General features: G+C 69.5%; 28 protein-coding genes. 16 read left to right on the top strand and 12 right to left on the bottom strand.

Annotation, left to right across the window (positions count from 1 at the left end; all coding sequences use genetic code 11):
- Nucleotides 1–25: 25 nt before the first annotated feature.
- Both AC04ME_RS14800 and AC04ME_RS14795 read left to right on the top strand, forming a co-directional pair.
- On the top strand, nucleotides 26–991 hold the full coding sequence (locus AC04ME_RS14800) for a TIGR03885 family FMN-dependent LLM class oxidoreductase (RefSeq protein WP_079113503.1): 966 nt from the start codon (nucleotides 26–28) through the stop codon (nucleotides 989–991).
- On the top strand, nucleotides 988–2,652 hold the full coding sequence (locus tag AC04ME_RS14795; protein ID WP_079113502.1) for an alpha-amylase family protein: 1,665 nt from the start codon (nucleotides 988–990) through the stop codon (nucleotides 2,650–2,652). The genes AC04ME_RS14800 and AC04ME_RS14795 overlap by 4 nt, the downstream gene beginning before the upstream one ends.
- A gap of 45 nt (nucleotides 2,653–2,697) precedes the next feature.
- Here AC04ME_RS14795 and AC04ME_RS14790 read toward each other — a convergent pair whose 3' ends face one another.
- Genes AC04ME_RS14790 through AC04ME_RS14780 form a run of 3 tightly spaced genes read right to left on the bottom strand, consistent with a single transcriptional unit; the run spans nucleotide 2,698 to nucleotide 4,514 of the window.
- Nucleotides 2,698–3,558, bottom strand: a complete 861-nt coding sequence (locus tag AC04ME_RS14790; RefSeq protein WP_475435719.1) for an ADP-dependent NAD(P)H-hydrate dehydratase — start codon at nucleotides 3,556–3,558, stop codon at nucleotides 2,698–2,700.
- The gene (locus AC04ME_RS14785) at nucleotides 3,542–4,261 is read right to left on the bottom strand and encodes a histidine phosphatase family protein (protein ID WP_475435718.1); all 720 of its coding nucleotides are present in this window, start codon (nucleotides 4,259–4,261) and stop codon (nucleotides 3,542–3,544) included. Before AC04ME_RS14785 ends, AC04ME_RS14790 begins: the two co-directional genes overlap by 17 nt.
- A gap of 1 nt (nucleotide 4,262) precedes the next feature.
- Nucleotides 4,263–4,514, bottom strand: a complete 252-nt coding sequence (locus AC04ME_RS14780; protein ID WP_309691278.1) for a hypothetical protein — start codon at nucleotides 4,512–4,514, stop codon at nucleotides 4,263–4,265.
- Nucleotides 4,515–4,643: 129 nt separating this feature from the next.
- On the opposite strand from AC04ME_RS14780, the gene AC04ME_RS14775 reads away from it, so the two are divergent.
- On the top strand, nucleotides 4,644–5,036 hold the full coding sequence (locus tag AC04ME_RS14775; protein WP_079113498.1) for a hypothetical protein: 393 nt from the start codon (nucleotides 4,644–4,646) through the stop codon (nucleotides 5,034–5,036).
- A gap of 18 nt (nucleotides 5,037–5,054) precedes the next feature.
- On the top strand, nucleotides 5,055–5,669 hold the full coding sequence (locus AC04ME_RS14770; protein WP_475435716.1) for a cyclodeaminase/cyclohydrolase family protein: 615 nt from the start codon (nucleotides 5,055–5,057) through the stop codon (nucleotides 5,667–5,669).
- On the opposite strand, the gene AC04ME_RS14765 is transcribed toward AC04ME_RS14770, so the two are convergent.
- Genes AC04ME_RS14765 through AC04ME_RS14750 form a run of 4 tightly spaced genes read right to left on the bottom strand, consistent with a single transcriptional unit; the run spans nucleotide 5,655 to nucleotide 9,779 of the window.
- The gene (locus AC04ME_RS14765) at nucleotides 5,655–6,506 is read right to left on the bottom strand and encodes a galactosyltransferase-related protein (RefSeq protein WP_475435715.1); all 852 of its coding nucleotides are present in this window, start codon (nucleotides 6,504–6,506) and stop codon (nucleotides 5,655–5,657) included. The genes AC04ME_RS14770 and AC04ME_RS14765 overlap by 15 nt on opposite strands.
- Entirely contained in the window at nucleotides 6,503–7,528 is a 1,026-nt protein-coding gene (locus AC04ME_RS14760) for a glycosyltransferase (protein WP_475435714.1), read from the bottom strand. The genes AC04ME_RS14765 and AC04ME_RS14760 overlap by 4 nt, the downstream gene beginning before the upstream one ends.
- Nucleotides 7,525–8,670 (bottom strand): glycosyltransferase, encoded by a 1,146-nt coding sequence (locus tag AC04ME_RS14755; RefSeq protein WP_475435713.1) that lies wholly within the window; start codon nucleotides 8,668–8,670, stop codon nucleotides 7,525–7,527. Before AC04ME_RS14755 ends, AC04ME_RS14760 begins: the two co-directional genes overlap by 4 nt.
- Nucleotides 8,667–9,779 (bottom strand): glycosyltransferase, encoded by a 1,113-nt coding sequence (locus AC04ME_RS14750; protein WP_475435711.1) that lies wholly within the window; start codon nucleotides 9,777–9,779, stop codon nucleotides 8,667–8,669. The genes AC04ME_RS14755 and AC04ME_RS14750 overlap by 4 nt, the downstream gene beginning before the upstream one ends.
- An 85-nt stretch (nucleotides 9,780–9,864) precedes the next feature.
- Between AC04ME_RS14750 and AC04ME_RS14745 the strand changes: the two genes are divergently transcribed.
- From AC04ME_RS14745 to AC04ME_RS14730, 4 genes are read left to right on the top strand one after another with little or no spacing between them, the layout of a single operon-like run.
- Nucleotides 9,865–10,794: a WcbI family polysaccharide biosynthesis putative acetyltransferase gene (locus tag AC04ME_RS14745; RefSeq protein WP_079113493.1), complete on the top strand. Its 930-nt coding sequence runs from the start codon at nucleotides 9,865–9,867 to the stop codon at nucleotides 10,792–10,794.
- Complete coding sequence (locus AC04ME_RS14740; protein ID WP_475435709.1) at nucleotides 10,791–11,765, top strand: hypothetical protein; 975 nt, start codon at nucleotides 10,791–10,793, stop codon at nucleotides 11,763–11,765. Before AC04ME_RS14745 ends, AC04ME_RS14740 begins: the two co-directional genes overlap by 4 nt.
- Nucleotides 11,762–13,063, top strand: coding sequence for a glycosyltransferase family 2 protein (locus AC04ME_RS14735; protein ID WP_475435707.1), 1,302 nt, complete (start codon nucleotides 11,762–11,764; stop codon nucleotides 13,061–13,063). Before AC04ME_RS14740 ends, AC04ME_RS14735 begins: the two co-directional genes overlap by 4 nt.
- A gap of 15 nt (nucleotides 13,064–13,078) precedes the next feature.
- Nucleotides 13,079–13,372 carry a DUF7882 family protein gene (locus AC04ME_RS14730; RefSeq protein ID WP_042540001.1) on the top strand — a complete coding sequence of 98 codons (294 nt, stop codon included), beginning with the start codon at nucleotides 13,079–13,081 and terminating at the stop codon, nucleotides 13,370–13,372.
- Between the two features lie 24 nt (nucleotides 13,373–13,396).
- Here AC04ME_RS14730 and AC04ME_RS14725 read toward each other — a convergent pair whose 3' ends face one another.
- Nucleotides 13,397–13,678 (bottom strand): hypothetical protein, encoded by a 282-nt coding sequence (locus AC04ME_RS14725; RefSeq protein WP_042540003.1) that lies wholly within the window; start codon nucleotides 13,676–13,678, stop codon nucleotides 13,397–13,399.
- Nucleotides 13,679–13,787: 109 nt separating this feature from the next.
- On the opposite strand from AC04ME_RS14725, the gene AC04ME_RS14720 reads away from it, so the two are divergent.
- Complete coding sequence (locus tag AC04ME_RS14720; protein WP_475435705.1) at nucleotides 13,788–14,114, top strand: hypothetical protein; 327 nt, start codon at nucleotides 13,788–13,790, stop codon at nucleotides 14,112–14,114.
- 38 nt (nucleotides 14,115–14,152) lie between these two features.
- Here AC04ME_RS14720 and dinB read toward each other — a convergent pair whose 3' ends face one another.
- Complete coding sequence (gene dinB, locus AC04ME_RS14715) at nucleotides 14,153–15,349, bottom strand: DNA polymerase IV (protein WP_475435704.1); 1,197 nt, start codon at nucleotides 15,347–15,349, stop codon at nucleotides 14,153–14,155.
- 50 nt (nucleotides 15,350–15,399) lie between these two features.
- Nucleotides 15,400–16,062 carry an arsenate reductase/protein-tyrosine-phosphatase family protein gene (locus AC04ME_RS14710; RefSeq protein ID WP_228385572.1) on the bottom strand — a complete coding sequence of 221 codons (663 nt, stop codon included), beginning with the start codon at nucleotides 16,060–16,062 and terminating at the stop codon, nucleotides 15,400–15,402.
- A 116-nt stretch (nucleotides 16,063–16,178) separates the two neighbouring features.
- Here AC04ME_RS14710 and AC04ME_RS14705 point away from each other — a divergent pair, with 116 nt between their 5' ends.
- From AC04ME_RS14705 to AC04ME_RS14690, 4 genes are all read left to right on the top strand, one after another.
- A complete protein-coding gene (locus AC04ME_RS14705; RefSeq protein ID WP_042540012.1) occupies nucleotides 16,179–16,439 on the top strand; it encodes a DUF6458 family protein in 261 nt (86 codons plus the stop codon).
- 7 nt (nucleotides 16,440–16,446) lie between these two features.
- Complete coding sequence (locus tag AC04ME_RS14700; RefSeq protein ID WP_042540014.1) at nucleotides 16,447–17,121, top strand: phosphatase PAP2 family protein; 675 nt, start codon at nucleotides 16,447–16,449, stop codon at nucleotides 17,119–17,121.
- The gene (locus tag AC04ME_RS14695; RefSeq protein ID WP_042540016.1) at nucleotides 17,118–17,930 is read left to right on the top strand and encodes a DUF1206 domain-containing protein; all 813 of its coding nucleotides are present in this window, start codon (nucleotides 17,118–17,120) and stop codon (nucleotides 17,928–17,930) included. Before AC04ME_RS14700 ends, AC04ME_RS14695 begins: the two co-directional genes overlap by 4 nt.
- A 92-nt stretch (nucleotides 17,931–18,022) precedes the next feature.
- Nucleotides 18,023–18,376 (top strand): hypothetical protein, encoded by a 354-nt coding sequence (locus AC04ME_RS14690; RefSeq protein ID WP_042540017.1) that lies wholly within the window; start codon nucleotides 18,023–18,025, stop codon nucleotides 18,374–18,376.
- Between the two features lie 63 nt (nucleotides 18,377–18,439).
- On the opposite strand, the gene AC04ME_RS14685 is transcribed toward AC04ME_RS14690, so the two are convergent.
- The gene (locus AC04ME_RS14685; RefSeq protein WP_475435912.1) at nucleotides 18,440–19,465 is read right to left on the bottom strand and encodes a zinc-dependent alcohol dehydrogenase family protein; all 1,026 of its coding nucleotides are present in this window, start codon (nucleotides 19,463–19,465) and stop codon (nucleotides 18,440–18,442) included.
- A 41-nt stretch (nucleotides 19,466–19,506) separates the two neighbouring features.
- On the bottom strand, nucleotides 19,507–20,751 hold the full coding sequence (locus AC04ME_RS14680) for a multidrug effflux MFS transporter (RefSeq protein WP_475435700.1): 1,245 nt from the start codon (nucleotides 20,749–20,751) through the stop codon (nucleotides 19,507–19,509).
- Between the two features lie 102 nt (nucleotides 20,752–20,853).
- Between AC04ME_RS14680 and AC04ME_RS14675 the strand changes: the two genes are divergently transcribed.
- From AC04ME_RS14675 to AC04ME_RS14665, 3 genes are all read left to right on the top strand, one after another.
- The gene (locus AC04ME_RS14675; protein ID WP_475435698.1) at nucleotides 20,854–21,744 is read left to right on the top strand and encodes a helix-turn-helix transcriptional regulator; all 891 of its coding nucleotides are present in this window, start codon (nucleotides 20,854–20,856) and stop codon (nucleotides 21,742–21,744) included.
- 107 nt (nucleotides 21,745–21,851) lie between these two features.
- Nucleotides 21,852–23,570 (top strand): MDR family MFS transporter, encoded by a 1,719-nt coding sequence (locus tag AC04ME_RS14670; RefSeq protein WP_475435696.1) that lies wholly within the window; start codon nucleotides 21,852–21,854, stop codon nucleotides 23,568–23,570.
- Nucleotide 23,571: 1 nt separating this feature from the next.
- Nucleotides 23,572–24,027, top strand: a complete 456-nt coding sequence (locus AC04ME_RS14665) for a MarR family winged helix-turn-helix transcriptional regulator (RefSeq protein WP_042540021.1) — start codon at nucleotides 23,572–23,574, stop codon at nucleotides 24,025–24,027.
- Nucleotides 24,028–24,060 lie beyond the last annotated feature (33 nt).

The following is a 24,060-nucleotide window of genomic DNA, read 5'->3' as shown; positions in this document are numbered from 1 at the left end:
CCCTGTTCGTTGCAAGACTCGGCGCATGGTCTTCATCGGTTTTCATGCCTCGCACGAGCAGATCGCACCGAGCGCGCTTCTCGACGCGGTGATCGGCGCCGAACGCGCGGGGTTCGACGGAGCCATGTGCTCCGACCACCTCGCGCCGTGGACCAGAGCCCAGGGCGAGTCCGGCTTCGCGCTGAGCTGGATCGCGGCCGCGCTCGCCTGCACGGAGTTCTCGATCGGGATGGTCAATGCCCCCGGGCAGCGCTATCACCCGGTGATGATCGCCCAGGCGTTCGCGACTCTCGAGGAGATGTTCCCCGGTCGCTTCTGGGCGGCGATGGGCAGCGGCGAGGCGGTCAACGAGCACGTGACCGGCGACCCTTGGCCCGAGAAGCGGGTCCGCAACGAGCGACTGCGCGAGAGCGTCGACGTGATCCGCCGACTGATCGAGGGCGAAGAGGTCGACCACGACGGCCTGGTGCGTGTCCACGAAGCGCGAGTGTGGAGCAGGCCGGCCGAACCACCGCCCCTGTTCGCGACCGCGGTGAGCGCCGAGACCGCGGAGTGGGCAGCCGCGTGGGCGCAGGGTCTCGCGACCGTGATCCAGGAGCCCGCTGCGCTGCAGCGGGTCGTCGACGCCTACCGAGGCGCCGGGGGCTCTGGCCCCTGCATCCTGCAGGTGCACCTCAGCCTCGCGGAGAGCGACGAGGCGGCGTTCGCCATCGCCCGCGAGCAGTGGACCAACGGTCTGCTCTCGCCCCCGCAGACCTGGGATCTCGAGCAGCCCGAGGACTTCGAGGCGGCGGTGGCCGGCCTCGACAGGAACGAGCTGCGAAAGGCCGTGCTGATCGACCATGACGCCTCGGCGTTGGCCGGCCGCATCGCCGATCTCGCGGAGATCGGATTCGATCGCGTGTATCTGCACCACGTCGGCACCGAGCAGTCGTACTTCCTCGCCGCCGCAGAAGCCGAGCTCATCCCCGCACTCAAGGAGCGACTGTGAAGATCACCGATACGAGCGACCTCTGGTGGAAGACCGCGGTCGTCTACTGCCTCGATGTCGAGACCTTCCTCGACTCGAACGGAGACGGGGTCGGCGACCTGCAGGGCCTCGCCCAGCGGATCGACTACCTGTCGCAGCTCGGCGTCACCTGCCTGTGGCTGATGCCGTTCTATCCGAGCCCCGACCGTGACGACGGCTACGACGTCAGCGACTTCTACGGCGTCGACTCGCGCCTCGGCACCCACGGCGACTTCGTCGAGGTCATCCGCACCGCGCGCGATCGGGGGATGCGGGTGATCGTCGACCTGGTCATCAACCACACCTCCGACCGGCATCCGTGGTTCCTCGCCGCCAAGCGCAGCGTCGACTCGCCCTACCGGGACTATTACGTCTGGCGCGACGACGCGCCTCCGAAGGGTCAGAAGAACGAGGTCTTCCCCGGCCAGGCGAACGGTATCTGGGGCAAGGACGAGAAGTCGGGGCAGTGGTATCAGCACAGCTTCTACGAGCACCAGCCCGACCTGAACATCGCCAATCCCCGCGTGCGCGACGAGATCGCGAAGATCATCGGGTTCTGGCTGCAGCTGGGCGTCTCGGGGTTCCGCGTCGATGCCGTACCGTTCCTCCTCGAGATCCCCGAGGGCGCCGGCATCCCCGAGCCGCACGATCTGCTGCGCGACATCCGCCGGTTCCTGCAACGCCGGTCGAGCGAGGCGATCCTGCTCGGCGAGGTCAACCTGCCCTACGACGAGCAGGTGCAGTACTTCGGTGGTGACGACGGCGACGAGCTCACGATGCAGTTCGACTTCGTCGGGATGCAGTCGCTGTACCTGTCGTTCGCGCGCAAGGACCCCGCGCCTCTGATCGAAGCGCTGCGGGCCCGACCCGTGCTCGGCTCTGAGGTGCAGTGGGCGAACTTCCTGCGCAACCACGACGAGCTGACCCTCGACAAGCTCAGTGACAGCGAGCGGAACGAGGTGTTCGAGGCGTTCGCGCCCGACGAGCGGCAGCGGGTGTTCGGACGAGGCATCACCCGGCGCCTCCCGCCGATGCTCGACGGCGATCCGCGCCGCATCCGCATGGCCTACAGCCTGCTGTTCACCCTGCCCGGCACGCCTGTGCTCTTCTACGGTGAGGAGATCGGCATGGGCGAGAACATCGAGATCCCGGGCAGGGAGGCCGTGCGGACTCCGATGCAGTGGTCCGACGATCGCAACGGAGGATTCTCGGATGCCGCGCCCAGCCGGCTCGTCGCCCGTCCGCCGTCCGACGGGTATGCGCCGGAGCACGTGAACGTCGCCGCCCAGCTGGCCGACCGCGGCTCACTGCTGTACTTCATCCGCGCTCTCACCTCGAGCTACCGGATCTCGCCGGAACTCGGATGGGGCACGCTCGAGGTCATCGACCAGCCTGCCGAGTCGCTGCTCGTGCACTCGCTCTCGGCGGACGTCGGCCGGATGATCGCCCTCCACAACTTCGCAGAGGTGCCGGTGACCACGTCCTTCCGGCTGTCCGACGAGCCGGAGGGCACGACTCTCGTCGACCTCCTCGAGGCGTCACGCCTGGCACTCGACGCAAAGGGCGGGGTCGAGCTGGAGGTGCCGGCGTACGGCTACCGCTGGCTTCGCGTATCGCGTCCCGGTGATGGCCGAGTGACCTGACCGGCGACCCATCTCGTCGGCTCCCGGGTGCCGCAGATCGTCGCGTCAGTCGCCGGCGCCGCGTGCACCCTGCACCTCGAGCACCACGGCGGGGAGCTCTCCGGCCAGTTCGCGGGCGAGGAACCCGAGGCCCATCCGCTCGGCCAGCCGGTCGCCCGCGCGGGCATGTGCCCAGGCCCCCCACACCGCAGCGCGTTCCGGGTCGAGCCCTCGGGCCGCGAAACCCGTGATGGTGCCTGCGGCCACATCTCCCGAACCGGCGGTGCCGAGGCCGGGTCCGCCGACATCGAGGCGCCACACCGCACCCGACGGCGCGACGACCGCGGAGTAGCAGTGGATCACGGCATCGAGCTCTCGTGCGAGGGGCCGAAGGTCGCTGAAGAGGTCATCGACAGGGCGCCCCAGCAGCAGCTCTGCTTCGTCGAGGTTGGCATTGATGATCAGGGACCGCGGAAGATCGGACCGCGGCACCTCTCTCACGGCTCCGACGGCGAAGGCGTCGACGACGAGGCAGGCGATGTCGTGGCCTGCCAGCCGCCGCAGCCACTCGGCGGCATGCTCCGGATCATCCAACCCCGGCCCGACCAGGACCGCATCGGCCCCGTCGAAGGCCGTGCTCAGGGCATCCGGTGTCGGCTCGTCTGCACCGGGCGACTCGTAGATCCCTGCTTCGGGCACGGTGATGCGCACGACATCGGCGATGGCGGCATCGGTCGTCACGGCGACCTTTCCCGCTCCGACGCGCAGCGCCGCCTCGGCGGCCAGGACGACCGCGCCCGCCGACAGAGGGGAGCCGCCGATGATCATCGCCGTTCCCCGGGAATTCTTCGAGTCGCCGGGGTCGGGGAGTCCCCACTGCCGCAACAGCCGCGGCGTGACGGTCGTCGGCTCACTCGGGACGGACATCGGGGCTCCCTGGGTGCACGGTGACCGCCGCACCCAGCTGCTCGAGGTGGCTCACATCCGAGAAGTCGATGAGTCGCCACTGCTCACCGTCGAACCGGAGCCGCGTCACGGAGGCATTGAGGACGGTGTTCGCGGACGCAAACTCCATGAGGTGCTTCTCGTCCATCCCGGTCAGCAGTGCGATCAGCAGCATGACGACCGCATCGTGGGCGACGACCAGTCCCACTCGCGCATCCGCATCGAGTGCGTCGTGCAGGAACGACCGCAGACGAAGCGCGACGTCGGCCCAGGACTCGCCACCGGGAGGCCGGTGATAGTACTTGCCCAGGCGCGCCCGACGGTCGGCCTCCTCGGGGTGCCGCGCGGCGATACCCCATCGCGTCAGCAGATCGAGGATGCCGAGCTCCCTGTCGCGCAGTCGCTCGTCGGTGAGCACCTGCTCGACGGCCGGGGCGTCTTCCATGCTGAGCGCGAACGTCTGCTGTGCACGCAGGTACGGCGACAACCAGGCGACCTGCGGCGAGATGGCGCCGCCGTGCAGTGCGGCTGACAGCGCCCGCGACTGCTCTGCACCTGTCTCCGACAACGGCACGTCGGCATCTCGGCTCGCGAGCTCGATCATCTCTGCGCGCGCTGCCTCGGCTGCGGTCGCCGCGACGTTGCCCACACTCTCTCCGTGCCTGACCAGCCACAGCTCTTCCACGTCACAGCTCCCACTCGTCGAACGGAAGGCTCCACGGGCCGTGGTCCTGCTCGACGTGGTCGTCTTTCTCGACCGAGATCACCACCCGTGTCGTCGCGCGGATGAGCACGCTGATGCTGCGCCCCTCGGCAGACAGGGTCACGAACGCCGGCGGCGAGGATGCAGCCGCTTCGATCTCAGCCATGATCTCGTCCAGGGGCTGATCGTCTTGAAGCACGAAGCTCTTGCCATCGATCTCTACGTGAGTCCTCACGGTTCTCTCCTTCCCCTCGTGGGCGACGTTAGGCGAGACCGGCCAGTGCGCAGAGGGCCTTGCGCCCAGGGCACGCAGTGGTTAGCGGTTTCGCCGCCGAGCGCGGGCGGCACTCTCTACGATGGGGTGATGCAGGTCTTGGACACTCTCGCTCTCGTCGGTGAGGTGCTCTCCTGGGTGGGCCTCGGCATCGGTCTGCCGCTGCTTCTGCTGGCGTTCCTCATCCGCACCGTCGAGGGAGCGTGGCTGCCGATCGAGATCGCAGTCATCGAGCGCGAGGGTTCTCTGATCGGCCGCTGGTTCGCCGGCGGCGACTTTCACGAGAGGGCTCTGAGAAGGCACGAGGCCGTCACGACGGATGACGGCTGGGCCGACGGAGTGGTCAGCGCGAACAACCCCGCCCATGCGCGGGTGGGCGAACCGCCTCACACACGGCGCGTCATCCTGACCCTGGGGATCGTGTTCGCCGGCGTAGGGTTCGTCGGACTCGTCGTGTCGCTGCTGCCGCTGCTGATGTCCTAGCTCGATAGTGTGACGCTCATGCAGGACTCCGCCGACATCCCCCCGTCCACCCCTCTGGATGACTGGTTGGACGCACTGAGTCGACCGACGGGTTCTCCCGGGGGAGGTGCGGCGTCCGGTGTGATGCTGGCGATCGCCGCCTCGCTGATGAGCATGGTCGGCGGGTATTCCGATGACGATCCGCGAGCGGCGGACATCGTCGACCGCCTCGCGCGGCAGCGGACTGAGGCGCTGCGAGCGGTCGAGGCGGACGGCGTCGTCTCTTCGAGCTTCGGGGCGGCGCTCGCTCTGCCGAGCGACGACCCCTCCCGCGACGAGCGCGTCCGCAACGCTGCTGTCGAGGCGGCCCGGTCAGCAGCGCAGGTCGGCGTGATCGGCGTGGCGATGCTGCGCGACGTGCGCGTGCTCGTCGAGGCGGGCAACCCGCATATCGTCGTCGATCTCGCGGTGGCGGCGGAGGCGCTCCGTGCCGGACTGTCGGGGGGAGCCATGAACATTCGCGCGAACCTGCAGATCGCGCGTCGTCACGGCGCCGAGACGCTGGCCGATCTCGAGGCCGAGGTCGAGCGCGTCGCAGGTGCGGAGCGAGAGGTCGGGGAGATCATCCGGGAGCTGTCCTCACGCCTGGACTGAGCGAACGCCGGTGCTTGATGCGACCCGGCGATATCCGTCGCCGTGGGGTTCGACCGCGCCGCCCTCGATGAAGCTGTCTATCCAGCCGCGCATCGGCCACTCGCCCCAGCGCTCGGCGAACAGGGCGCCGTTGCGCAGGATGTCGTCGAGGTGGCGCCACGGCGGAGAACCGGCCGGGTGCCACTGGTGGTAGGCGTGCGCGCCGCCGACCCACTGCACTCGCATGCCGAGAGACCGAGCCCGTCGGCCCAGGTCGGTGTCTTCGGCGCCATACCCTTCATACGCCTCGTCGAAGCCGCCGAGACGCGTCCACGTCTCAGCGGTCACTGCGAACGACAGCGACCAGAAGAGATCGAACTCGTCATCGGTCGCCGTCACCACGTCGCCGTCCGGTGGCAGGGGACGAGCCGGATGCGGTCGGGTCATGGTGCCGAGGTCGACCATCCTCGACGGACGCTGCACGCTGTGCAGGTAGGTCACCGGTCCGCAGAGCAGGTCGTGCGGGTGGTCCCGTGCTGCGTCGACGTATCTCTCGAGCAGGTCCGGACCCGGCAGGCAGTCGACATCGAGGAACACGAGCAGGTCGACACCGTGATCCAGCGCGAGGGCGGCGGCGGCGTTGCGCGCCGCGCCGACGCGCATGCCGTCGCGGCCGGGCGGCACATGCACGGACAGAACTGACGGCACTGCGGGCGGTGCGTCGACGTCGAGCCACGCCTCGACACGCACGACCTCGATGCCCGGCGTGCGCACCTCGTCGAGGAACCGGCGCTGGCGCTGCAGGTGGTCGAGACGGTTCACCGATGCCGGGGTGATGACGGCGACGCGAATGCTCATCGTGCCAGCTCCTCGATCGCGGCCGCGGCACGTGCGGCAGAACCCGACACCTGCCACACGTCCCAGCGGGGAGCGGTGTCGGCTGCGCGCCGGATGCTGTCGACCACCTCGGCCGGCGACGCGTCAGCCGCGACGGTCCGGGCGAGCCCGTGGGCGGCCAGCACGCGGGCCATCTCCTTCTGCTCGTCGAAGGGTCGCTCCTGGGCGATGACGACAGCTCGGGCATCCGCGGCCGCGAGGTCCGCGATGCTGTTCTGACCCGCCGCGCTCACGACGACGGTCGCACGGCACAGCAGCGGCCACACGTCGTCGATGCGATCGTCGCTGCCCGCCCCTGCGTTTTCGACGACCCATCCGTCTGCGCTCAGCAGCTCCCTCGTCTGCGCGAGCCGCACCGGGTCGAGCGCGAGGCCGAGGAACAGCACGCGGCGCACGTCGTCAGCGGCTGCGTCTGCGTCTGCCTCGGTGCGAGCGCGGCCGTCGTAGCGCGAGATCGCGCCCACCGATCGCACCCGGTCCTCGCGACCGACGAGGGCCTTCGCGGGGATCGTGCCGGGAGCCCAGGGCGCCAGGATGCGGTCGGCGAGGTCGTACCCCAGACGGTGCGGAGCGTCGGTGCGATCGCCCGGCTGCGCGACCGAGATCGTCGGCACCCCCAGCAGACGAGCCAGGATCGTGACCTCGACGCTGACGTCGACGACGAATGCGGACGTCGGGTGGATCGCCACCCACTCCGCGATCGCCGCGAGACGGGCCTGGTGTCCAGGGTGCCCGAGCGGCGCCCAGTGCAGGGTGCCTCCGGCCGTGACATCGCCGAGCTGATGCGCCTCGCGGCGCACGCCGTCGGGCCCGACGACGGCGTCGGAGTCGGAGGGCAGCTGCACCCAGATGGTCTCCGGGGGCAACGAGCCGGGTTCGGGAAGGCTCGAGAACACCGTCACCTCGTCTCCGAGGTGCGGGCGGATCGCCTGCATCCGGGTCACGTGGCCCCAGCCGTGATGATGCACGTACCAGCCGATCATGCTCCGACCGCCTCTGCGTCGGCGAGCTCGTGCGCAGGCACCGCGCTCTGAGCGGCGACGGTGAGGACCCGCTCGATCTCGCGGTGCCTGTGATCGAGCGAGTGGCGCGCGGAGGCGGCCTCGCGCACGACCCGACGCGACAGCCCCAGCCGCGTCTGCTCGACCAGCGCCGTCGCGGCGCGGGCGAGTGCATCGGTGTCGGCGGAGGGCACGATGGCGGTGCCGGGGATTCCGGCCAGCACTTCGCTGGTGCCGCCGGAGTCGAAGGCGGCGACGGGCGTGCCGGTCATGAGCGCCTCGGCCATCACCAGTCCGAAGGGCTCCGACCACACCGGGGTCACGAGAGCGACGGATGCTGCCCCGACGAGGGCCGAGAGCTCGGGCTGTCGCAGGGCCCCGACATAGTCGATGCCGTGGCCGAGCAGCGGTCGGACCTCCCGATCGAAGTACGCGGCATCGCCCACGCGGCCGGCGAGCTTCAGGCGCGCGCCTGCCCGCCGCGCGGCGATGATGGCGAGGTGCGGCGCCTTCTCGGGCACGATCCGTCCGAACCACACCCAGTCGCCTCCGCCGGGCCCCAGGCTCCACTGCGCCGTGTCGACGCCGTTGGTGAAGACGAACGCCTCGACGCCCTCGGCCGACCAGGCGCGCGCCGTGTACTGGCTGACCGCGAGGAAGCGGTGCGGCGAGGAGCCTGTGAGCGCGTTCGAGGCGATCACCATGTCGGCGAGGGGCGGCGTGTGCAGCGTGGTGACGACCGGCACCCCGATGTCGCGGCTCCAGAGGATCGGATCCCCGTGGAGACTGTGATTGTCGATCACATCGACGCGTGTCGCGGGGGCGTCGAGCTGATCCCGCACGCGCGCGAAAGCATCCGTCATCAGCCGGCGGTGGCCCTCGGGGAAGTCGGTGTCGGACGCATCCCGCGACTGATGCCAGCGGGGGCTCGGCAGGTGCAGATCGATGTCGGCGCCCAGGAAGTCCGACCCTTCGGCCGCACAGAGCTGCACGTCGTGGCCACGGCTGCGCAGCCAGCGCACGCGGTTCCAGACCACGGCCTCCAGGCCGCCGGCGTGCGGTTGGCGGAGGGCATGGCGCTCGGGGGCGACGACCATCACCCGCAACCGCTCGCGGCCGATCATGCGCGTGCCTCCGTCGAGATCTCGGCGCGTGCGGTGGCGTAGAGCAGGGCGTGCGCGTCGCGCACGGCCTCCCGTTCGGCCACTCTCTCAGAGCGCCGCCGCTCGACCAGCGACGCACGGGGCGACGAGGCGCGCGCATCGGAGGCGAGAGCCACGGCCTCGACCAGCGTCTGCGGGTCGTCGAGGTCGATGACGAAGAAGTCGTCGGGATGCTGGGACTTGATGTGCCCRACGTCGGTTCCCGCCACGGGAACCCCCAGGTCGTAGCAGAGCTCGACCCATCCGGAGTGCGTGCCGTGCAGGTAGGGCAGGACGAAGAGGTCGAGTCCTCCGATCCACGCATCGATGCCGGCGTCGCTCAGACGCGGAGTGCGTCGTACTCGCACGGCGGGGTGCTCTTCGGCGACCGCGGTCACGCGAGCCGCCGTCGCGTCATCGCGGACGCGCTCGTGCATCAGCAGCTCGAACTCGACGGCTCGTCCTGTCTGCGCGAGCAGCGCGGCAGCATCGACGGCTGCGCGCACCGCACGCTCGGCGGCGATGTTGGGGCGCAGGTCTCGCAGGTGGATTCCGACCCGCAGGGTCTCGTCGACCGCGTGCTCGGACACGGCGGCACCGTCGAGCAGAGTGGGGTGAGCCAGCACCCGACTGCTGCGGTGCCACCGGCGTTCGATCTCGTCCGCTGCCGTCGAGGTGAGCGTCACGAGGTGGTCGGCTGTCGGGATGATCACGTCGAGCAGTTCACGATAGGGCCGCTGATCGACCAGCTGCGGGTTCTCCAGGTCGTGCACGGTGTAGACGATCGGCCTGCCGACCCGGTGCGCGGTCTCGAGAGCCTCGCGCAGCTCGCCGGGAGAGAACGACTCGAGCCCGAAGTGCACATGCAGCACGTCGAAGTCGGCACCGTGTGACGCGAGCCACTGCGAGGTGAGCGCCACCGGCGGCCACCACACGTCGGCCGGCGCGCCCGGAACAGCAGGGTCAGGCAGCACACGCACACGTCGTGTGTCGGTGATCGCGCGCACGTAGGGGTGGGCGGCCGGGATCGAGGCGACGCGAATGAAGGCGGGTTCGGTGACGATGTGGTTCTCCGTTGGCGGGCTGAGCACCCGACGTGCGTATATCGCGATGACGGAGAGACCGCGCTGCAATGGGGACGCAAGACTGATGAGATCGAGGGGGTACGTTCGAATCATGAGCCATGATCCCGAACTACGCACGGCCGTTGCGCCGGCTGGCTCCCTGGTGCTAGCGCGCCGCCAACACTACTCGGAGTTCTACGGTCTGGCTCCGCTTCCCGAAAGCTACGGCGTCGTCCTCGGCAACTGCCAGGCCGAATCGCTGCGCATGGTGATGGACGCTCCCGAGCACCGCTTCGTGCGCGTACCCGCCGTGCACGAGATGACCTCCGACGACGCCACGCGCCTGCACGAGATCGTCCGCACCGCCGACACCGTCGTGAGTCAGCCCATCCGAGACGACTATCGTGATCTGCCGTTGGGCACGCGCCAGATCGCCGCGGCGACGGATGCCCGCGTGCTGACCGTGCCGCCGGTGCGCTTCGCGGGCCTGCATCCGTTCCAAGCCGCGATCCGCGTGCCCGGCGTCGAGGGAGACCCGCCGATCGTGGCCTATCACGACATCCGCACGCTCGCTGCCGCCGCAGGCATCCCGGTCGTCGCCGCGCTCGCACCCGACGAGGTGCGTGCCGTGGGGGAGTCGTCGATCGACACGCTGCGCGTCCGCGAGCAGAGCGCCGACGTGCGGGTCTCCGACCTGTTCGACTCGGTCACGGCCGATCACGCGCGCACCGTCAACCACCCGGGCGACGCGGTGTGGATGCCGCTGGGGGCTCGCCTGCTCGAAGCCCTCGGCCACACCGGCGGTCCGACCGATCCCGGGCGTCCGCTGCTGAATTCGGTGCGGGCGCCGCTGCACCCGGAGGTCGTCGAGGCGTGGGAGCTGGCCGACGAGCCGCGCGCGCACTGGATCGTCGACGGCGCACCGATCGACGATGCCGAGGTGCGGGCCGCCCACCTCGAATGGTACGCCGCCCACCCCGAGTTCGTCGATGCCGCCCTGACGCGCCTCGCCCCTCTGCTCGACGTGTGGCGGACGCGATGAGCGCCGCTCCGCTGCTGCTGGTGCACGCCGGAACCCACGGCGTCGCCATCTACGGGCGTGAGATGGCCTCCGCCGTACGGGCACAGGAGCCGTCGATCCGCACGATCGACGCGGCCGATCTCGATGCGACGCCCGCGGATGCCGCGCTGCACGTGCACTTCACGGATCGTCTGTGGGGTGATTCTCCCGAGCAGGCGTCGCAGGCGTTCACCGCTCTCGCCGCGCGGCGGCCGGTCAGCGTCACCCTGCACGACGTGCCGCAGGCGTCGGACGGCGAGCGCAATCTGCCCCGTCGGCGGGAGGCCTACGCAGCCGTGGCCGCGGCGGCGCGAGGGGTGGCCGTCAACAGCGATCACGAGCGTGCGCTGCTCCGTGAAGAGGGGGTCTGGTCGGGACCGGCGGCGAGCATTCCGCTGCCGGTGGACCTCGAGACCGACGCGGGGCGGATGCCGACGGACGGGTCGGTCGGTGTGCTCGGCTACTTCTATCCCGGCAAGGGACATGACGAGGCGGCCCGCGCGGCCGCGCAGGCGGGCATCGGCAGGATGACGGTTCTCGGCCGTGCCTCGGAGGGGCATGCCGCCGAACTCGAGGACTTCGTGCGCCGAGCGGGCGCCCTCGGGGTCGAGGTCGAGGTGACAGGCTGGCTCGACGACGCGGAGATCGCGCGGCGGGGCCGCGCTGTGTCGGTGCCGGTGATCGCGCATCGTCATGTGTCGGCATCCGGCTCCCTGGCGTCGTGGATCGGCTGGGGTCGCCGACCGGTCGCGGTGCGCAACCGCTACATGGACGAGATGGCGACACTGCGCCCCGGGACTCTGCACACGGTCGACGAACCCGAGCTCGCGGTGGCGGTGCGGCGCGCCTTCGAACACCCGGAGTCGACCTGGCACGGCCTGACAAGGCTGCCGATGTCGTGGCCGGAGGCGGCTGAGGCGTACGTGCGCTGGTGGAGAGGGCTGGCCCGGTGACGCGGCGGCCCTGGGTCGTCGGCAACAGGTGGGACACGCTCGACGGCGTCGACCCCGAGACCCTGCCGAGAGTGTCGGTGATCGTGGCCCACTATGAGCAGCCGGCCGAGCTCGCCCGCACGCTGTCCGCCCTGTCGGTGCAGGACTATCCGCACGAGCTTCTCGAGATCGTCGTCGCCGACGACGGCTCCGCCGGCGATGTCCGCGTGCCGGACGGGGTGATCCTCGTGCGCCAGGACGACCGGGGCTTCCGGCTCGCGGCCGCACGCAATCTCGGCGTGCGCGCGAGCAGTGGCGACGTCCTCTGCTTCCTCGATGCCGACACCGCCCCCGAACCCGGGTACGTGCGAGAGCTCACCCGGCTTCCGGCGCTGCTTCCCGAGGCCGTCGCCGTCGGACGCCGTCGGCACGCGGACTTCTCGGGCATCGCCCCGGAGACCCCCGTGCTCGAGGCGGTGGTCGACCGTGAGCTCCCCGAGCCGACGTGGCTCGCGCAGGAGTACGCCCGAAGCCGCGATCTGCTCGACGCCGATGACCGGTCATACCGGTTCGTCATCGGCGCGGTGATCGCCTGCTCACGCCGCCTGTTCGACGAGACCGGCGGATTCGACGAGTCCTTCTCGGCCTATGGGGGCGAGGACTGGGAGTGGGCGCATCGGATGTGGCAGGCGGGTGCCGTGCTGGCCCACGTGCCCACGGCCGTGGCGTGGCACGACGGACCCGAATGGGCCGAGCGCAGCGGTTCGGGGCTCGAGCGCGCGAACGCCCAGACCATGACGCTCGTCTCATCGATTCCGGTCGGCGGTTCCGCCCCGCGAGGTCTGCTGTCCGACGTGCCCGACCTCGTCGTCAGGCTGCGCGGGACCTACACCCCGGAGGCGCTGTTCATCGCCGTGGACTCGATCCTCGCCGCGTTCCCGCTGGCGCGAGTGGTGGTCGATGCGACGATGACCGCCTTCGCGGGCGACCCGCGCATCACGGTCGACGATGGCCCGCTCGACGCCCGGGTGATCTGGGAACTCGATCGACCGGTCGTGGTCCTCGAGCGGGACTGGATCACCGAGCGCATCGCGGGTCTCGGCACGGGCGATGTCGGCGGGGTCGATCTCGTCGATGCCGAGGGCTCGTCGCTGGGCGTGCTGCGCTCGCGGCGGGCGATGCGTCGCGCCGTGCGGTGGGGCACGTCAGACGCCTTCGAATCGCACCGTGCCGTCGCGGACGGCATCCACCTCCTGCGCTCAGACCCGAGGGTGGAGGCCTGGGTCGGAGGATGGGGTTCACGCGATCAGTTCTGCTGAGCGTACAGTTCTCCTATGGGGAAACTGGAGTACAACAGCTCGCGACCGGCGATCGAGATCGAAGAAGTGACCTTGGCGCACGTGAAGATCGTGATCGGCACGAAGCTTCGTCGCAACGAGAGCTTCATGATGACCTGGCTGCCGAAGCCGGAGGCGTCATCGGGCCGCCTGACGATCTGGGTGCACCCTGCCATCCCGCTGGTGTTCGAGTTCGATCTTCCGACCGTGCACGCGATCGACCCCGCGCGGGTCGCTCACATGATGGATCAGCTGAACTCGCGGGGCGAACTGGTGCTCGACCAGCTCTGAGCCCGACGGCCCCGTCGCCCGCGGTCAGAGCAGGTCGTAGTGGCCGCCGTAGGGGAAGTCGACGTCTCCCGTGTCGCGGGCGTCGAAGAGGACGGTCGCCACAGCGATCGAGACCTGTGAGCGGGGCGTGACCAGAAGGCTCACCTGACGATTGCCGACGACGACGAAATCGACGAACCTGCCGGCCGTCGCGATCGCGTCTTCGATGCGACGCTTGAGCTCGCCGAGGTCCTGATCCTGAGCGAGCAGATAGGTCACCCCATCGGCCCGGACCTCCGTCTGGATCATCGTCTTCTGATCTGCCATGGAGTCCACATTACGAGGAAAAGCCTGCCCCGTTCGCAAGTCGCTATCAGTCGCACTGCACCGGGGCAAGGGGCGGACGGAACGGCCCGGACTGCTCTAGAACGGAACCATGCAGACGATCATCTACGGCGGCGACGCCTATCTCACGGGGGACGACATCGCAGATGCGCTGCTGGCGTACGGGCGCGCACTGGGCGAAGAGGAGCGTGCCGAGCTCGTGGAGATCCCGGTGCAAGAGCCGGACGGCGCGGTCGTCACCGCGAAGTTCCTGATCGGGCCTGCCAGCCAGATCGTGGCCAAGGAAGTGCCCGGCCCAGGGCCCGAACTCGAAGATCCCGCGCTGGTCGACCGCCTGCGCACGCTCACGCGTGGCGTCGAATCGCCCACGGCCGCTCCGGTGGAGATGCCGGACGGCGTCGCCTACGACCTCGGCTAGAGACGCGGCTGACCCGGCTCACGCGGTGCGCCCATCGGTCACTCGTGCTCGGGGAGTATCGGGCTGGACCACCCGGGATCACGACCCATCTGCGCGGCGCGCGAGACCGACGTCGCGCCGAACCGATCGCGCAGGGTGTCGAGAACCGTGTCGAGGCGTTCTTCGTCTCCCCAGTCGATCGGCAGCTCGGGCTGCATGCGGTCTGCGTGATCGAGGTGCGACAGCGACAACCCGATCAGCGTGATGCCACGTTCAGCGATCTCGGGATGCGCGGCGGTGAGCAGTGCGCGAGCGACCGTGAGCAGGATCGCGGTGCGATCGGTGGCGGATACGAGCGTGCGCGATCGGGTCGCCTTCGCGAAGTCGCCGAAACGGAGGCGCAGCACCACCGACCGGCAGACCCGGTCTCCGTCGCGCAGCCGTCGCGCGAGGCGGTCGACGATCTGCGTCAGGATCAGATCGAGCTCCTCGGCCGAGCGCGGGCCCGTGCCGAGGGCGCGCTGCGAGCCGATCGATGCGCGGCGGCGGGTCGTGTCGACCGGACGCGGATCCCGCAGGCGGGCGAGGGCGTGCAGGTGCGCGCCGACCGCTGTGCCCAGCATCCGCTCGGCAGTGGCTGCCTCGAGTTCGGCCAGCTGGCCGACCGTGCGGATGCCGTAGCGCTGCAGCTTCTCGGCGGTGACGGCGCCCACGCCCCACAGCCGCTCGACCGGCAGAGGGAGCAGGAACTCCTCTTCGCGTTCGGGTTCGACCACGAGCAACCCGTCGGGCTTGCTGACGGCGCTCGCGACCTTGGCGAGGAACTTCGTGCGGGCGACGCCTACCGAGATGGCCAGCCCGACCTCGGTGCGCACCCGCTCGCGCAGACGCACGGCGACCTCTTCGGGGGTGCCGACGATGCGCCTGAGGCCCCCGACCTCGAGAAAGGCCTCATCGATGGAGAGTCCCTCGACGAGCGGCGTCGTGTCGCGGAAGATCGCGAACACGTCTTTGCTGGCTGCGGAGTACGCCTCCATGCGCGGGGGGACGACCACGGCATCCGGGCACAGCTGCAGCGCCTGTCGTCCGCCCATCGCCGTGCGCACTCCGCGCGCCTTGGCCTCATAGCTCGCAGCGAGCACGACGCCGCCGCCGACGATGACCGGTCGGCCGCGCAGCTCGGGGGCATCGCGTTGCTCGACCGAGGCGTAGAACGCGTCGAGGTCGGCGTGCAGCACGGTGGCTTCGCCCCGCATCCTGTTCTCCCGTCGACGTGCAGATCGTCGCACGCACCGGGGACATCGGCTCAGGCGGCGACGAGGCGAGACGAGAAGGCGCCGATGCGCTGCACGAGCGCATCGAAGGTGGCGTCGAAGGCGGCCGGCGTGCCGATGCGGGCAGGGTCGCGGATCGACCAGTGCAGGTCGTCGCGCTGACCGAGACGCTCGTGGGCGTCGTCGCACACCGTGATCACGAGGTCGCCCTCGGCGAGCACGTCGTCGAGGTGGCGGGGTGGATGGTCGCCGTCGATGACGAGCCCGTGCCGAGCGGCCGCCGCGGTGGCCTCGGGATTCACCATCTCGGCAGGTCGGGTTCCTGCCGAGGCGACGGCCACCGGACTCGTATCGCGCCAGATCGCCTCGGCGAGCTGCGACCGCGCGGAGTTCGCGGTGCAGACGAACAGCACACGGCGAGGCGGGGCGACGCTGGGGGGCGCGAGAGTGGTGAAGACCTCGGGGCGCAGCCCGATGTAGCTGCGCCGTCTGTCGAACTCCGAGCGGGTGCGCGCGATGATCTGCGCTGATTCGAGCACTCCCAGGTGGTGCGCGATGAGGTTCGAGCGCAGGTCGAGAGCCGTCCCGATCTCGGAGGACGACAGATCTCCGAGCGTGAGCAGATCGACGATGCGCAGGCGCGTCTGATCGGCGAGTGCGGCGAAGATGCCGGCGCGGCGTTCGAGATCGGTCATCATTCCCATCCTTACCACGAGACGCAGGGTGTGTCCATGCCCATTGACTCAATCTGCACTGACCCTATTCTGGGCGTCGCGAGTCCGCGAACGCGGCCTCGGAGAGGAATGGACATATGGGTATCGGAAGCGGCATCGCGCTCTTCGTCATCGGAGCGATCCTCGTCTTCGCACTCAACATCGACACCGGCGGCTATGTCGATCTCGACCTGATCGGCTACATCCTCATGGGTGCAGGAGTCGTCGTCTTCCTGATCAGCCTCATTCTCGTGATGCGCAGTCGGCGTACCGAGACCGTCGACCGCACGGCCGTCGACCCCGCGACCGGCGAGCGTGTGACCCGCCGCAGCATCCGCGACAACGAGCCCCTCGCCTGATCTCGGCATGACCGTGGCGCAGCGCGGCACCGGCGCGATCGTCGTCGGTGCCGCAGCGACCCTCGCGTTCGTCGTGCTGCGCGCCGTGGTGGCCCTCGGCGGTCACGAGCCGCTCGCGGTCGACATCTGGTGGCACGACCTCATGGTCGCGCTGAGCAGCGACGCCTGGCTCGTCGTCGCCTGGGTGCCCGCCGTCGTCGGCGGCACGATCGGCATGATCGTGGTCGGAGCGCTGCTGATCGCGGCTCTCCTCTGGCGCGGACGGCGGTGGGACGCGGCGACGCTGGCGATCGCGATGGTCACCGTGGTCGCCATCGGAGCGACCATGGCCGCGGTGATCGGCCGCACGCGCCCGGTCGACTCGCTCGCAGAGAGCGTCGCGACCTCCTTCCCGTCCGGGCACACCGCCGTCGCCACGACCGTGGTGGTGATCCTCGGACTCGTGCTCCGACGCCGGTGGGTCTGGGTCGTCGGTGTCGCGTGGATCGCGCTCATGATGTGGAGCCGCACCTACCTCCACGCCCACTGGCTCAGCGATGTGGTCGCCGGAATGCTCGAGGGCGTCGCCGTCGCCACGTTCGTCTGGGCCTGCGTGGAAGCGACGCGTGCGCGCCGCCTCGCCCGGTCCCGCAGCACGTCAGACATCTCCGAAGAACCGATCGAAAGCCCCGTGAACCCATGAACACTCGCGACTCGGCAGCCTCCACCGCGAGGGCCGCTCAGGACTCCACCGCCTTCCGCGTCCTCGCCCGCGTCGGGTACGTCGTGCTCGGCATCCTGCACATCCTCATCGGCGGGATCGCGATCTCGATCGCCACCGGCGGCGGCGGCGAGAACGCGGATCAGGGCGGTGCCCTGCAGCAGATCCAGGAGTCGCCTGCCGGCGTGTTCCTGCTCTGGCTGATCGTGCTCGGCCTGTTCGCACTGGCGATCTGGCAGATCGCCGAGGCCGTCATCGAGCGCGATCCCGATACGAAGAAGATGTGGGCGCACCGGGCGAAGTTCGTGGGCACAGCCGTCGCCTACCTGGCGATCGGCGCGACGGCTCTGATCTATGCGCTCGGCGGGCAGTCGCAGTCGTCCGAGTCTTCGCAGTCGTTCAGTGCGAGGCTGCTGGCGGCGCCGGCCGGTGTCGTGCTGCTCGTGCTGGTCGGGCTCGGGGTGGCAGCGGTCGGGATCGCCTTCATCGTGCGCGGCATCACCCGCGCGTTCATGGAGCATCTCTCCGTGCCGTCGGCGAAGGCCCGTTCGGGAATCACCGCGTTCGGAGTGGCCGGCTACGTCGCCAAGGGCATCGCGGTCGGCGTCGCCGGCGTGCTCTTCGTCATCGCGGCGCTCACCCACGACCCCGAGACCGCGGGCGGCCTGGACTCGGCGCTGCGTGCTCTGGCCGGGTTGCCCTTCGGCGCTGTGATCCTGTGGGTGGTCGGCGCAGGTCTCGCCCTCTACGGCCTGTTCTGCTTCGCCCGGGCGCGCTACGCCCGCATGTGAGCCGGGCCGATCCGGCTCCGGAGCGCCTATCGAACCGCGACGGGCGGCGCAACCCCGAACCACGGATTCGCGAGCTCGGCGAGGATGGAGAGATGAAGATCGTCTCGTATGCAGGCCAGCAGCTGGTGACCACCGATGACGTGGCAGATTCCCTCGTGACCCTCGCCGCAGCAGTCGCGAAGGAGGGGGAAGCCGACGCGGTCGAGATCCCCATCCTCGTCGGCGGGCGCGAGGACTGCGCCGATCTCGTCATCGGCGTCGGCAACGACCTGCTGGTCGGACCGCACGAGTTCGACGACGACGAGCCGGACTTCACCGAGCACGCGGCGAGGCTGCAGGCGCACCGCCTCTATCCAGACTCCCCGGACGTCGATGACGACTCCGAGCCCGACTGGCACGTGGACGTGGATCTCGACCTCGACAACTCCAGCTCTCTCCCGCACTGAACCCGACTGCTCCCGCGCCCGCGGGAGGACGCGGTGTGCGCCCTCCCGCGTCATCCATGAGGTTCAGTCAGTGGTGAGCAGCACCTTCGTGGCGCGACGCTCGTCCATCGCCTTGTATCCCTCGGCGGCCCGCTTGATCGGGAGCGTCAGGTCGAACACGATGCCCGGATCGATCTGATCGGTCATGATGAGGTCGATCAGCTCGGGGAGGAACCGGCGCACGGGAGCCGGTCCGCCCAGAAGGCTGACGGTCGAGAAGAAGAGGTCGAGTCCGTCGAGCTCGACGCCATGGCTCACGCCGACGTAGCCGACGTGTCCGCCCGGGCGTGTGGCGTGGATCGCCTGCATCATCGACTCCTGCGTGCCGACGGCCTCGATCGTCGAGTGCGCGCCGTACCCGCCGGTGAGCTCCTTGATCTTCGCGACGCCGGCGTCGCCGCGCTCCTCGACGATGTCGGTGGCCCCGAACTTCGTCGCGAGCGCCTGACGGTCGGCATGACGTGACATGGCGATGATGCGCTCGGCTCCGAGCTGCCTGGCGGCGAGGACGGCGAGCAGGCCGACGGCTCCGTCGCCGACCACCGCGACGGTCTTGCCTGGCCCCGCCTCGGCGGCGACAGCGGCGAACCAGCCAGTGCCCAGAACGTCGGATGCCGCCAGCAGGCTGCGGGTTTGCGCGGGTGTCGGGTCGCCCTCGACCACGACGAGGGTGCCGTCGGCGAGGGGGATGCGGGCGTAGTCGGACTGCGTGCCGACCCCGCCCATCATGACCTGGTGGATGCAGCGCGACTGGAAGCCGGCCTGGCAGATCTCGCACGTGTTGTCCGAGGCGACGAACGACCCCACGACGAAGTCGCCGACCTTGATGTCGCGGACCTCGTCGCCGATCTCCTCGACCACGCCGATGTACTCGTGCCCCATCGGCGTGGGGTGATCCACCGGCTCGATGCCGCGGTAGGGCCAGAGGTCCGAGCCGCAGATGCAGGCAGCGGTGACGCGGATGACCGCATCCGTCGGCTCGACGACGGCGGCGCGGGGGATCTCCTCGACGCGGACGTCTCCGGGGGCGTGCATGACGACGGCGCGCATGGTGCGTGTGCTGACGGTGTCTGTGTTCATGATGTTCTCCTTCAGTGAGTGAGGGCGGTGGATGAGGTCGTGGGCGGGGAGTGTCGTGCCGCTCGCCCCTGTGCGGTGCCGATCAGCACCAGGGCGACGGCTGCGAGCGCGGTCGTGGTGACGGTGACCACGCCGAGCGGCAGGATGCTCAAGGCGCCGGCGACGCCGACGAGCGGGGCGGCGATGCCCCCGAAGCCGAACCGCACCATTCCGAGAAGCGACGAGGCGGTGCCGGCGATCTGCGGGTATCCGATCAGAGCGAGGGTCGTGGCCGGGGGAGACGAGATGGAGACGCCCGCGGCGAGGGCGAACAGCGACGCGAGCACGACCCACAGCGGCATCGGCACGAGTCCGGCGGCGAGCAGGCCGATGGCGCCGGCGGTCGCGACCGCGACACCCGCGGCGAGCACCGCGTGCACGTGACCTCGTTCGGAGAAGCGGCCGGCCAGGTGACCGAAGACCATGAATCCTGCCGAGTTCGCGCCGAACGCGAGGGCGTATCCGAGGGGCGACAGGCCGTAGATGTCCTGCAGCACGAACGTCGCGCCGGACAGGTAGGCGAAGAGCGCGGCGTACATCAGCCCCTGGTTCAGGACGGCGCCGACGAAGACGCGGTCTCGGAGGAGCGTCCGATAGTCGCTCAGGGTGCGGGTCAGGCCGCCCGTCGTCCGTGCCTCGATCGGCAGCGTCTCCCTGAACCGTGCGAGCGCGGCGATCAGGATGGCGGTGCCGATGACCGCGAGGAAGACGAAGAGTCCCCGCCAGTCGATGATCGTGTTGAGGAGGCCCCCGAGCAGCGGGCCGACGACCGCCGCGAAACCGCCGACGACGGTGAGCCGCGCATAGAAGCGGATCAGCTCTCGGCCGGAGAACACGTCACGGCCGGCCGCCTGTGCGATCACGATGCCGACGCCGCCGGCGAGTCCTTGGACGAATCGGGCGGCGATCAGCAGCTCGACGGTCGGACTGATCGCGCACAGCGTCGACGTGACGATGTACGCCACGATGCCGATGAGCAGGATGCCGCGGCGTCCGTACCGATCCGACACCGGCCCGGCGATGAGCTGACCGGCCGCGAGACCGATGAGGCAGGCGGTCACGGTGAGCTGCGCGACGGATGTGGCGGCGCCCAGCTCCGCCGTGAGAGCCGGAAGGGCGGGCAGATAGAGGTCCATCGAGATCGGTCCGAACACGGTCAGCAGAAGCAGCAGGGCAGGAAGCACCCGGTCGGCGGAGGGGCGGGCTGCGGATGTCATGCCGTCCACTCTGCGCCTGTCGGGCGCTCTGAGGGAGTCCCTGTCGAGGGGTGTACTGCGAGAGCCTCCCTGCGGAGCGCGGTCGGGGGTAGCGTCCTGAGCATGGACAACAGATCCGAGGTCCGCGAGTTCCTGATGACCCGCCGCGCGCGTGTCGCGCCCGAGTCGGTCGGCATCCCGGCCGGCGGGAACCGACGTGTCGCCGGCCTGCGGCGCAGTGAGGCCGCAGCGCTCGCCGGAGTCAGCGTCGAGTACTACGCGAAGCTCGAGCGCGGCGCGATCGCCGGCGCCTCCGCCGCGGTGCTCGACGCGCTCGCGTCAGCCCTCCAGCTGGACGACGCCGAGCGCGCGCATCTGCTGGACCTCGCCCGCGCGGCCGACGGCATCCCGTCGAGCGGTCGCTCGCGTCGCCGGTCGGCGAAGCCCGGGGGTGCACGACCTAGCCTGCAGTGGGCGCTGTCGTCGATCACCGACGCGATCGCGTTCGTCAGGGACCCCCGCCAGAACCTGGTCGCCACGAACGATCTCGCCCGCGCGTTCTACTCGCCGGTGATCGGCGACGGCGGGCGGACGCCGAATCTCGCTCGCTTCCAGTTCCTCGACCCGGCGGCGCGCGACTTCTATCCGGATTGGGATCTCTTCGCTGAGATGTGCGTCGCGATCATGCGCGCCGAGGCGGGGCGCGACCCGCACGACAAGGGGCTGCAGGATCTCGTCGGCGAGCTATCGACCCGCAGCGAGACGTTCCGGCGACTGTGGGCCGCCCACGACGTGCGCATCCACGGCGCCGGCACGAAGCGGTTCCAGCATCCGCTCGTGGGCGAGCTGACATTGGCGTACGAAGAGCTCGCGATCACCGCCGAACCCGGCAACGTGCTGCTGGTCTACACGGCCGAACCGGGCTCGCCATCCGCTGAGCGCCTCGCGCTGCTCGCCTCGTGGTCGATGACGCAGCGCAGCGCCGAGCCCGCGAACGACACGAGCGGAGGCTGACGCTCCGCCCCACTGAGAGATGGTTGCTCCCGGTCTACAGTTGCACTTTCGCAACCAATAGGCGTATAGTTGACTCTTATCAACTTTCTACACAGGAGCTCTCCACTGTGACCAACATCACTCCCACCTCTTCAGCCGAGGCGACGCGTTCGCCTCGCGAGGTCTTCACCGCGATCTCCGGCCTCGTCGTCGGAATGTTCGTCGCCGTGCTCTCGGGCACCGTGGTGTCGACCTCGATGCCCGTCATCATCGCCGACCTCGGCGGCACCCAGTCGCAGTACACCTGGGTCATCACGGCCAGCCTGCTGGCGACCGCCGTCTCGACGCCCATCTGGGGCAAGCTCGCCGACCTCGTCGATCGCAAGATCCTCGTGCAGCTGTCTCTCATCATCTTCACCGTCGGCACCGTGATCGCCGGCTTCTCGACTGACACGAACATGCTCACCGCCGTGCGCGTGATCCAGGGCATCGGCGTGGGTGGTCTGATGTCGCTCGTGATGATCGCGGTCGCCCTCATCATCTCGCCGCGCGAGCGTGGCAAGTACATGGGCGTGGTCGGCGGCATCATGGCGCTCGGCACCATCGGCGGCCCGCTGCTCGGCGGACTCCTCACCGACGTGTGGGGCTGGCGCTCCAACTTCTTCGTCGGCGTTCCCTTCGCGATCCTCGCCCTCGTGCTGCTGCAGTTCACGCTGCACCTGCCCAAGCCGCAGCGTGACCGCAAGGTCTCGATCGACTACTTCGGCATCGTCCTCCTCGCCGTCGGCGTCTCGACCCTGCTCATCTGGGTCTCGATGGGCGGCAGCGAGTTCGATTGGGACTCGTCGACCAGCATCACGCTCGCCGTCATCGCCGCCGTCGCGATCGCCGGCTTCATCACCGTCGAGTTCTTCGTCAAGGAACCGATCGTGCCGATGTCGCTGTTCCGCAACCGCACCTTCACGCTGTCAGTCATCGCCTCCATCGCCATCGGCGTCTCGATGTTCGCGACCTCGGTGTTCCTCGCCCAGTACTTCCAGCTCGCGCGCGGCGCCACACCGACCGAGTCGGGCCTCATGACGATCCCGATGATCATCGGCCAGATGGGTGCGTCGATCATCATCGGCCAGCTCGTCAGCCGGTTCGGCAAGTGGAAGGGCTGGATGCTCACGGGCTCCATCCTCACCACGGTCGGCGTCAGCCTGATGTCGACGTTGCGCTACGACACCCCGTTCCCGCTGGTCGCCGTCTACATGTTCGTGCTCGGCGCGGGCCTCGGCATGGTCATGCAGAACCTCACCCTCATCGTGCAGAACGACACGGCTCCGCAGCAGCTGGGCGCCGCCTCGTCGAACGTCAACTTCTTCCGCACGATCGCCGGCACCATCGGCGTGACGGTCATGGGCGCGACCCTCTCGACGAGTGTCGCGAACTACATCACCGATGCGCTCGACGGCTTCACGCCGACGACGCCGGAAGAGGTCGACGCCCTGAAGCACCTCGCTTCGGGTGACGTGCCGAAGGTCACGCAGCTGCCTGACACGATCCGCACGATCGTCGAGGGAGCCTACGGCCACGGCATCGCCGACGCGTTCATCATCGCCATCCCGCTGGCGCTGATCGCCATCATCGCGATCGCGTTCATCAAGAACAAGCCGCTCTCGACGAAGAACGCCGCCGAGCAGCTGCGCGAGCAGGCCGAGGAATCGGTTCTCGAGGTCTCGGAGGCAGAGGTCGGCGCCACGATGTCGACCGGGACGATCCGACTCTCGGGCGTCGACTCCGCCTCACCGACCACCGGCTCTGTGACGGTGCTCGAACGAGACGACCAGGAGCCGAGGCGCTGACATGGCCACCCCCGTGGCGGTGGAGCCCGCCGACGTCGACACCGCGCTCGGCGACCTGCAGACGCATCTGAACCTGATCTTCGCGAGGACCAGGACGCTCTGGAAGGAGTCGGCTGCGCGCATCGACCCCGAGCTGCAGGTGGGCGGCTACAAGCTGCTGACCTTCATCGAACGGGCCGAATCGGCGAATGCGCACGAGCTGGCCGAGCGCTTCGAGATGGACAAGTCGGTCATCAGCCGCCAGGTGCGCATGCTCGAGGAGCTGGGGCTGATCGAGTCCCGGCCGGACGAGCGGGACGGCCGGCTGCGGGTTCTGACGCCGACACCGGCCGCCTGCACCGTGCTCGCAGAACTGCGCAGAGATCACGCGTCGCGTCTGCGGACGATCGTGGCCGAGCTCACGCAGGACGAGATCCAGGCAGCGTCCAAGGTCTTCCGTCTGCTTGCCGAGGTCTGACCGCCCCGAGCATTCACCTCGATCGAAGCCCCG

The sequence above is a fragment of the Microbacterium sp. LjRoot205 genome (genome assembly GCF_056175745.1).
The sequence above is the reverse complement of the archived record's forward strand: the minus strand, read 5'-3'. Positions and strand labels throughout refer to the sequence as shown.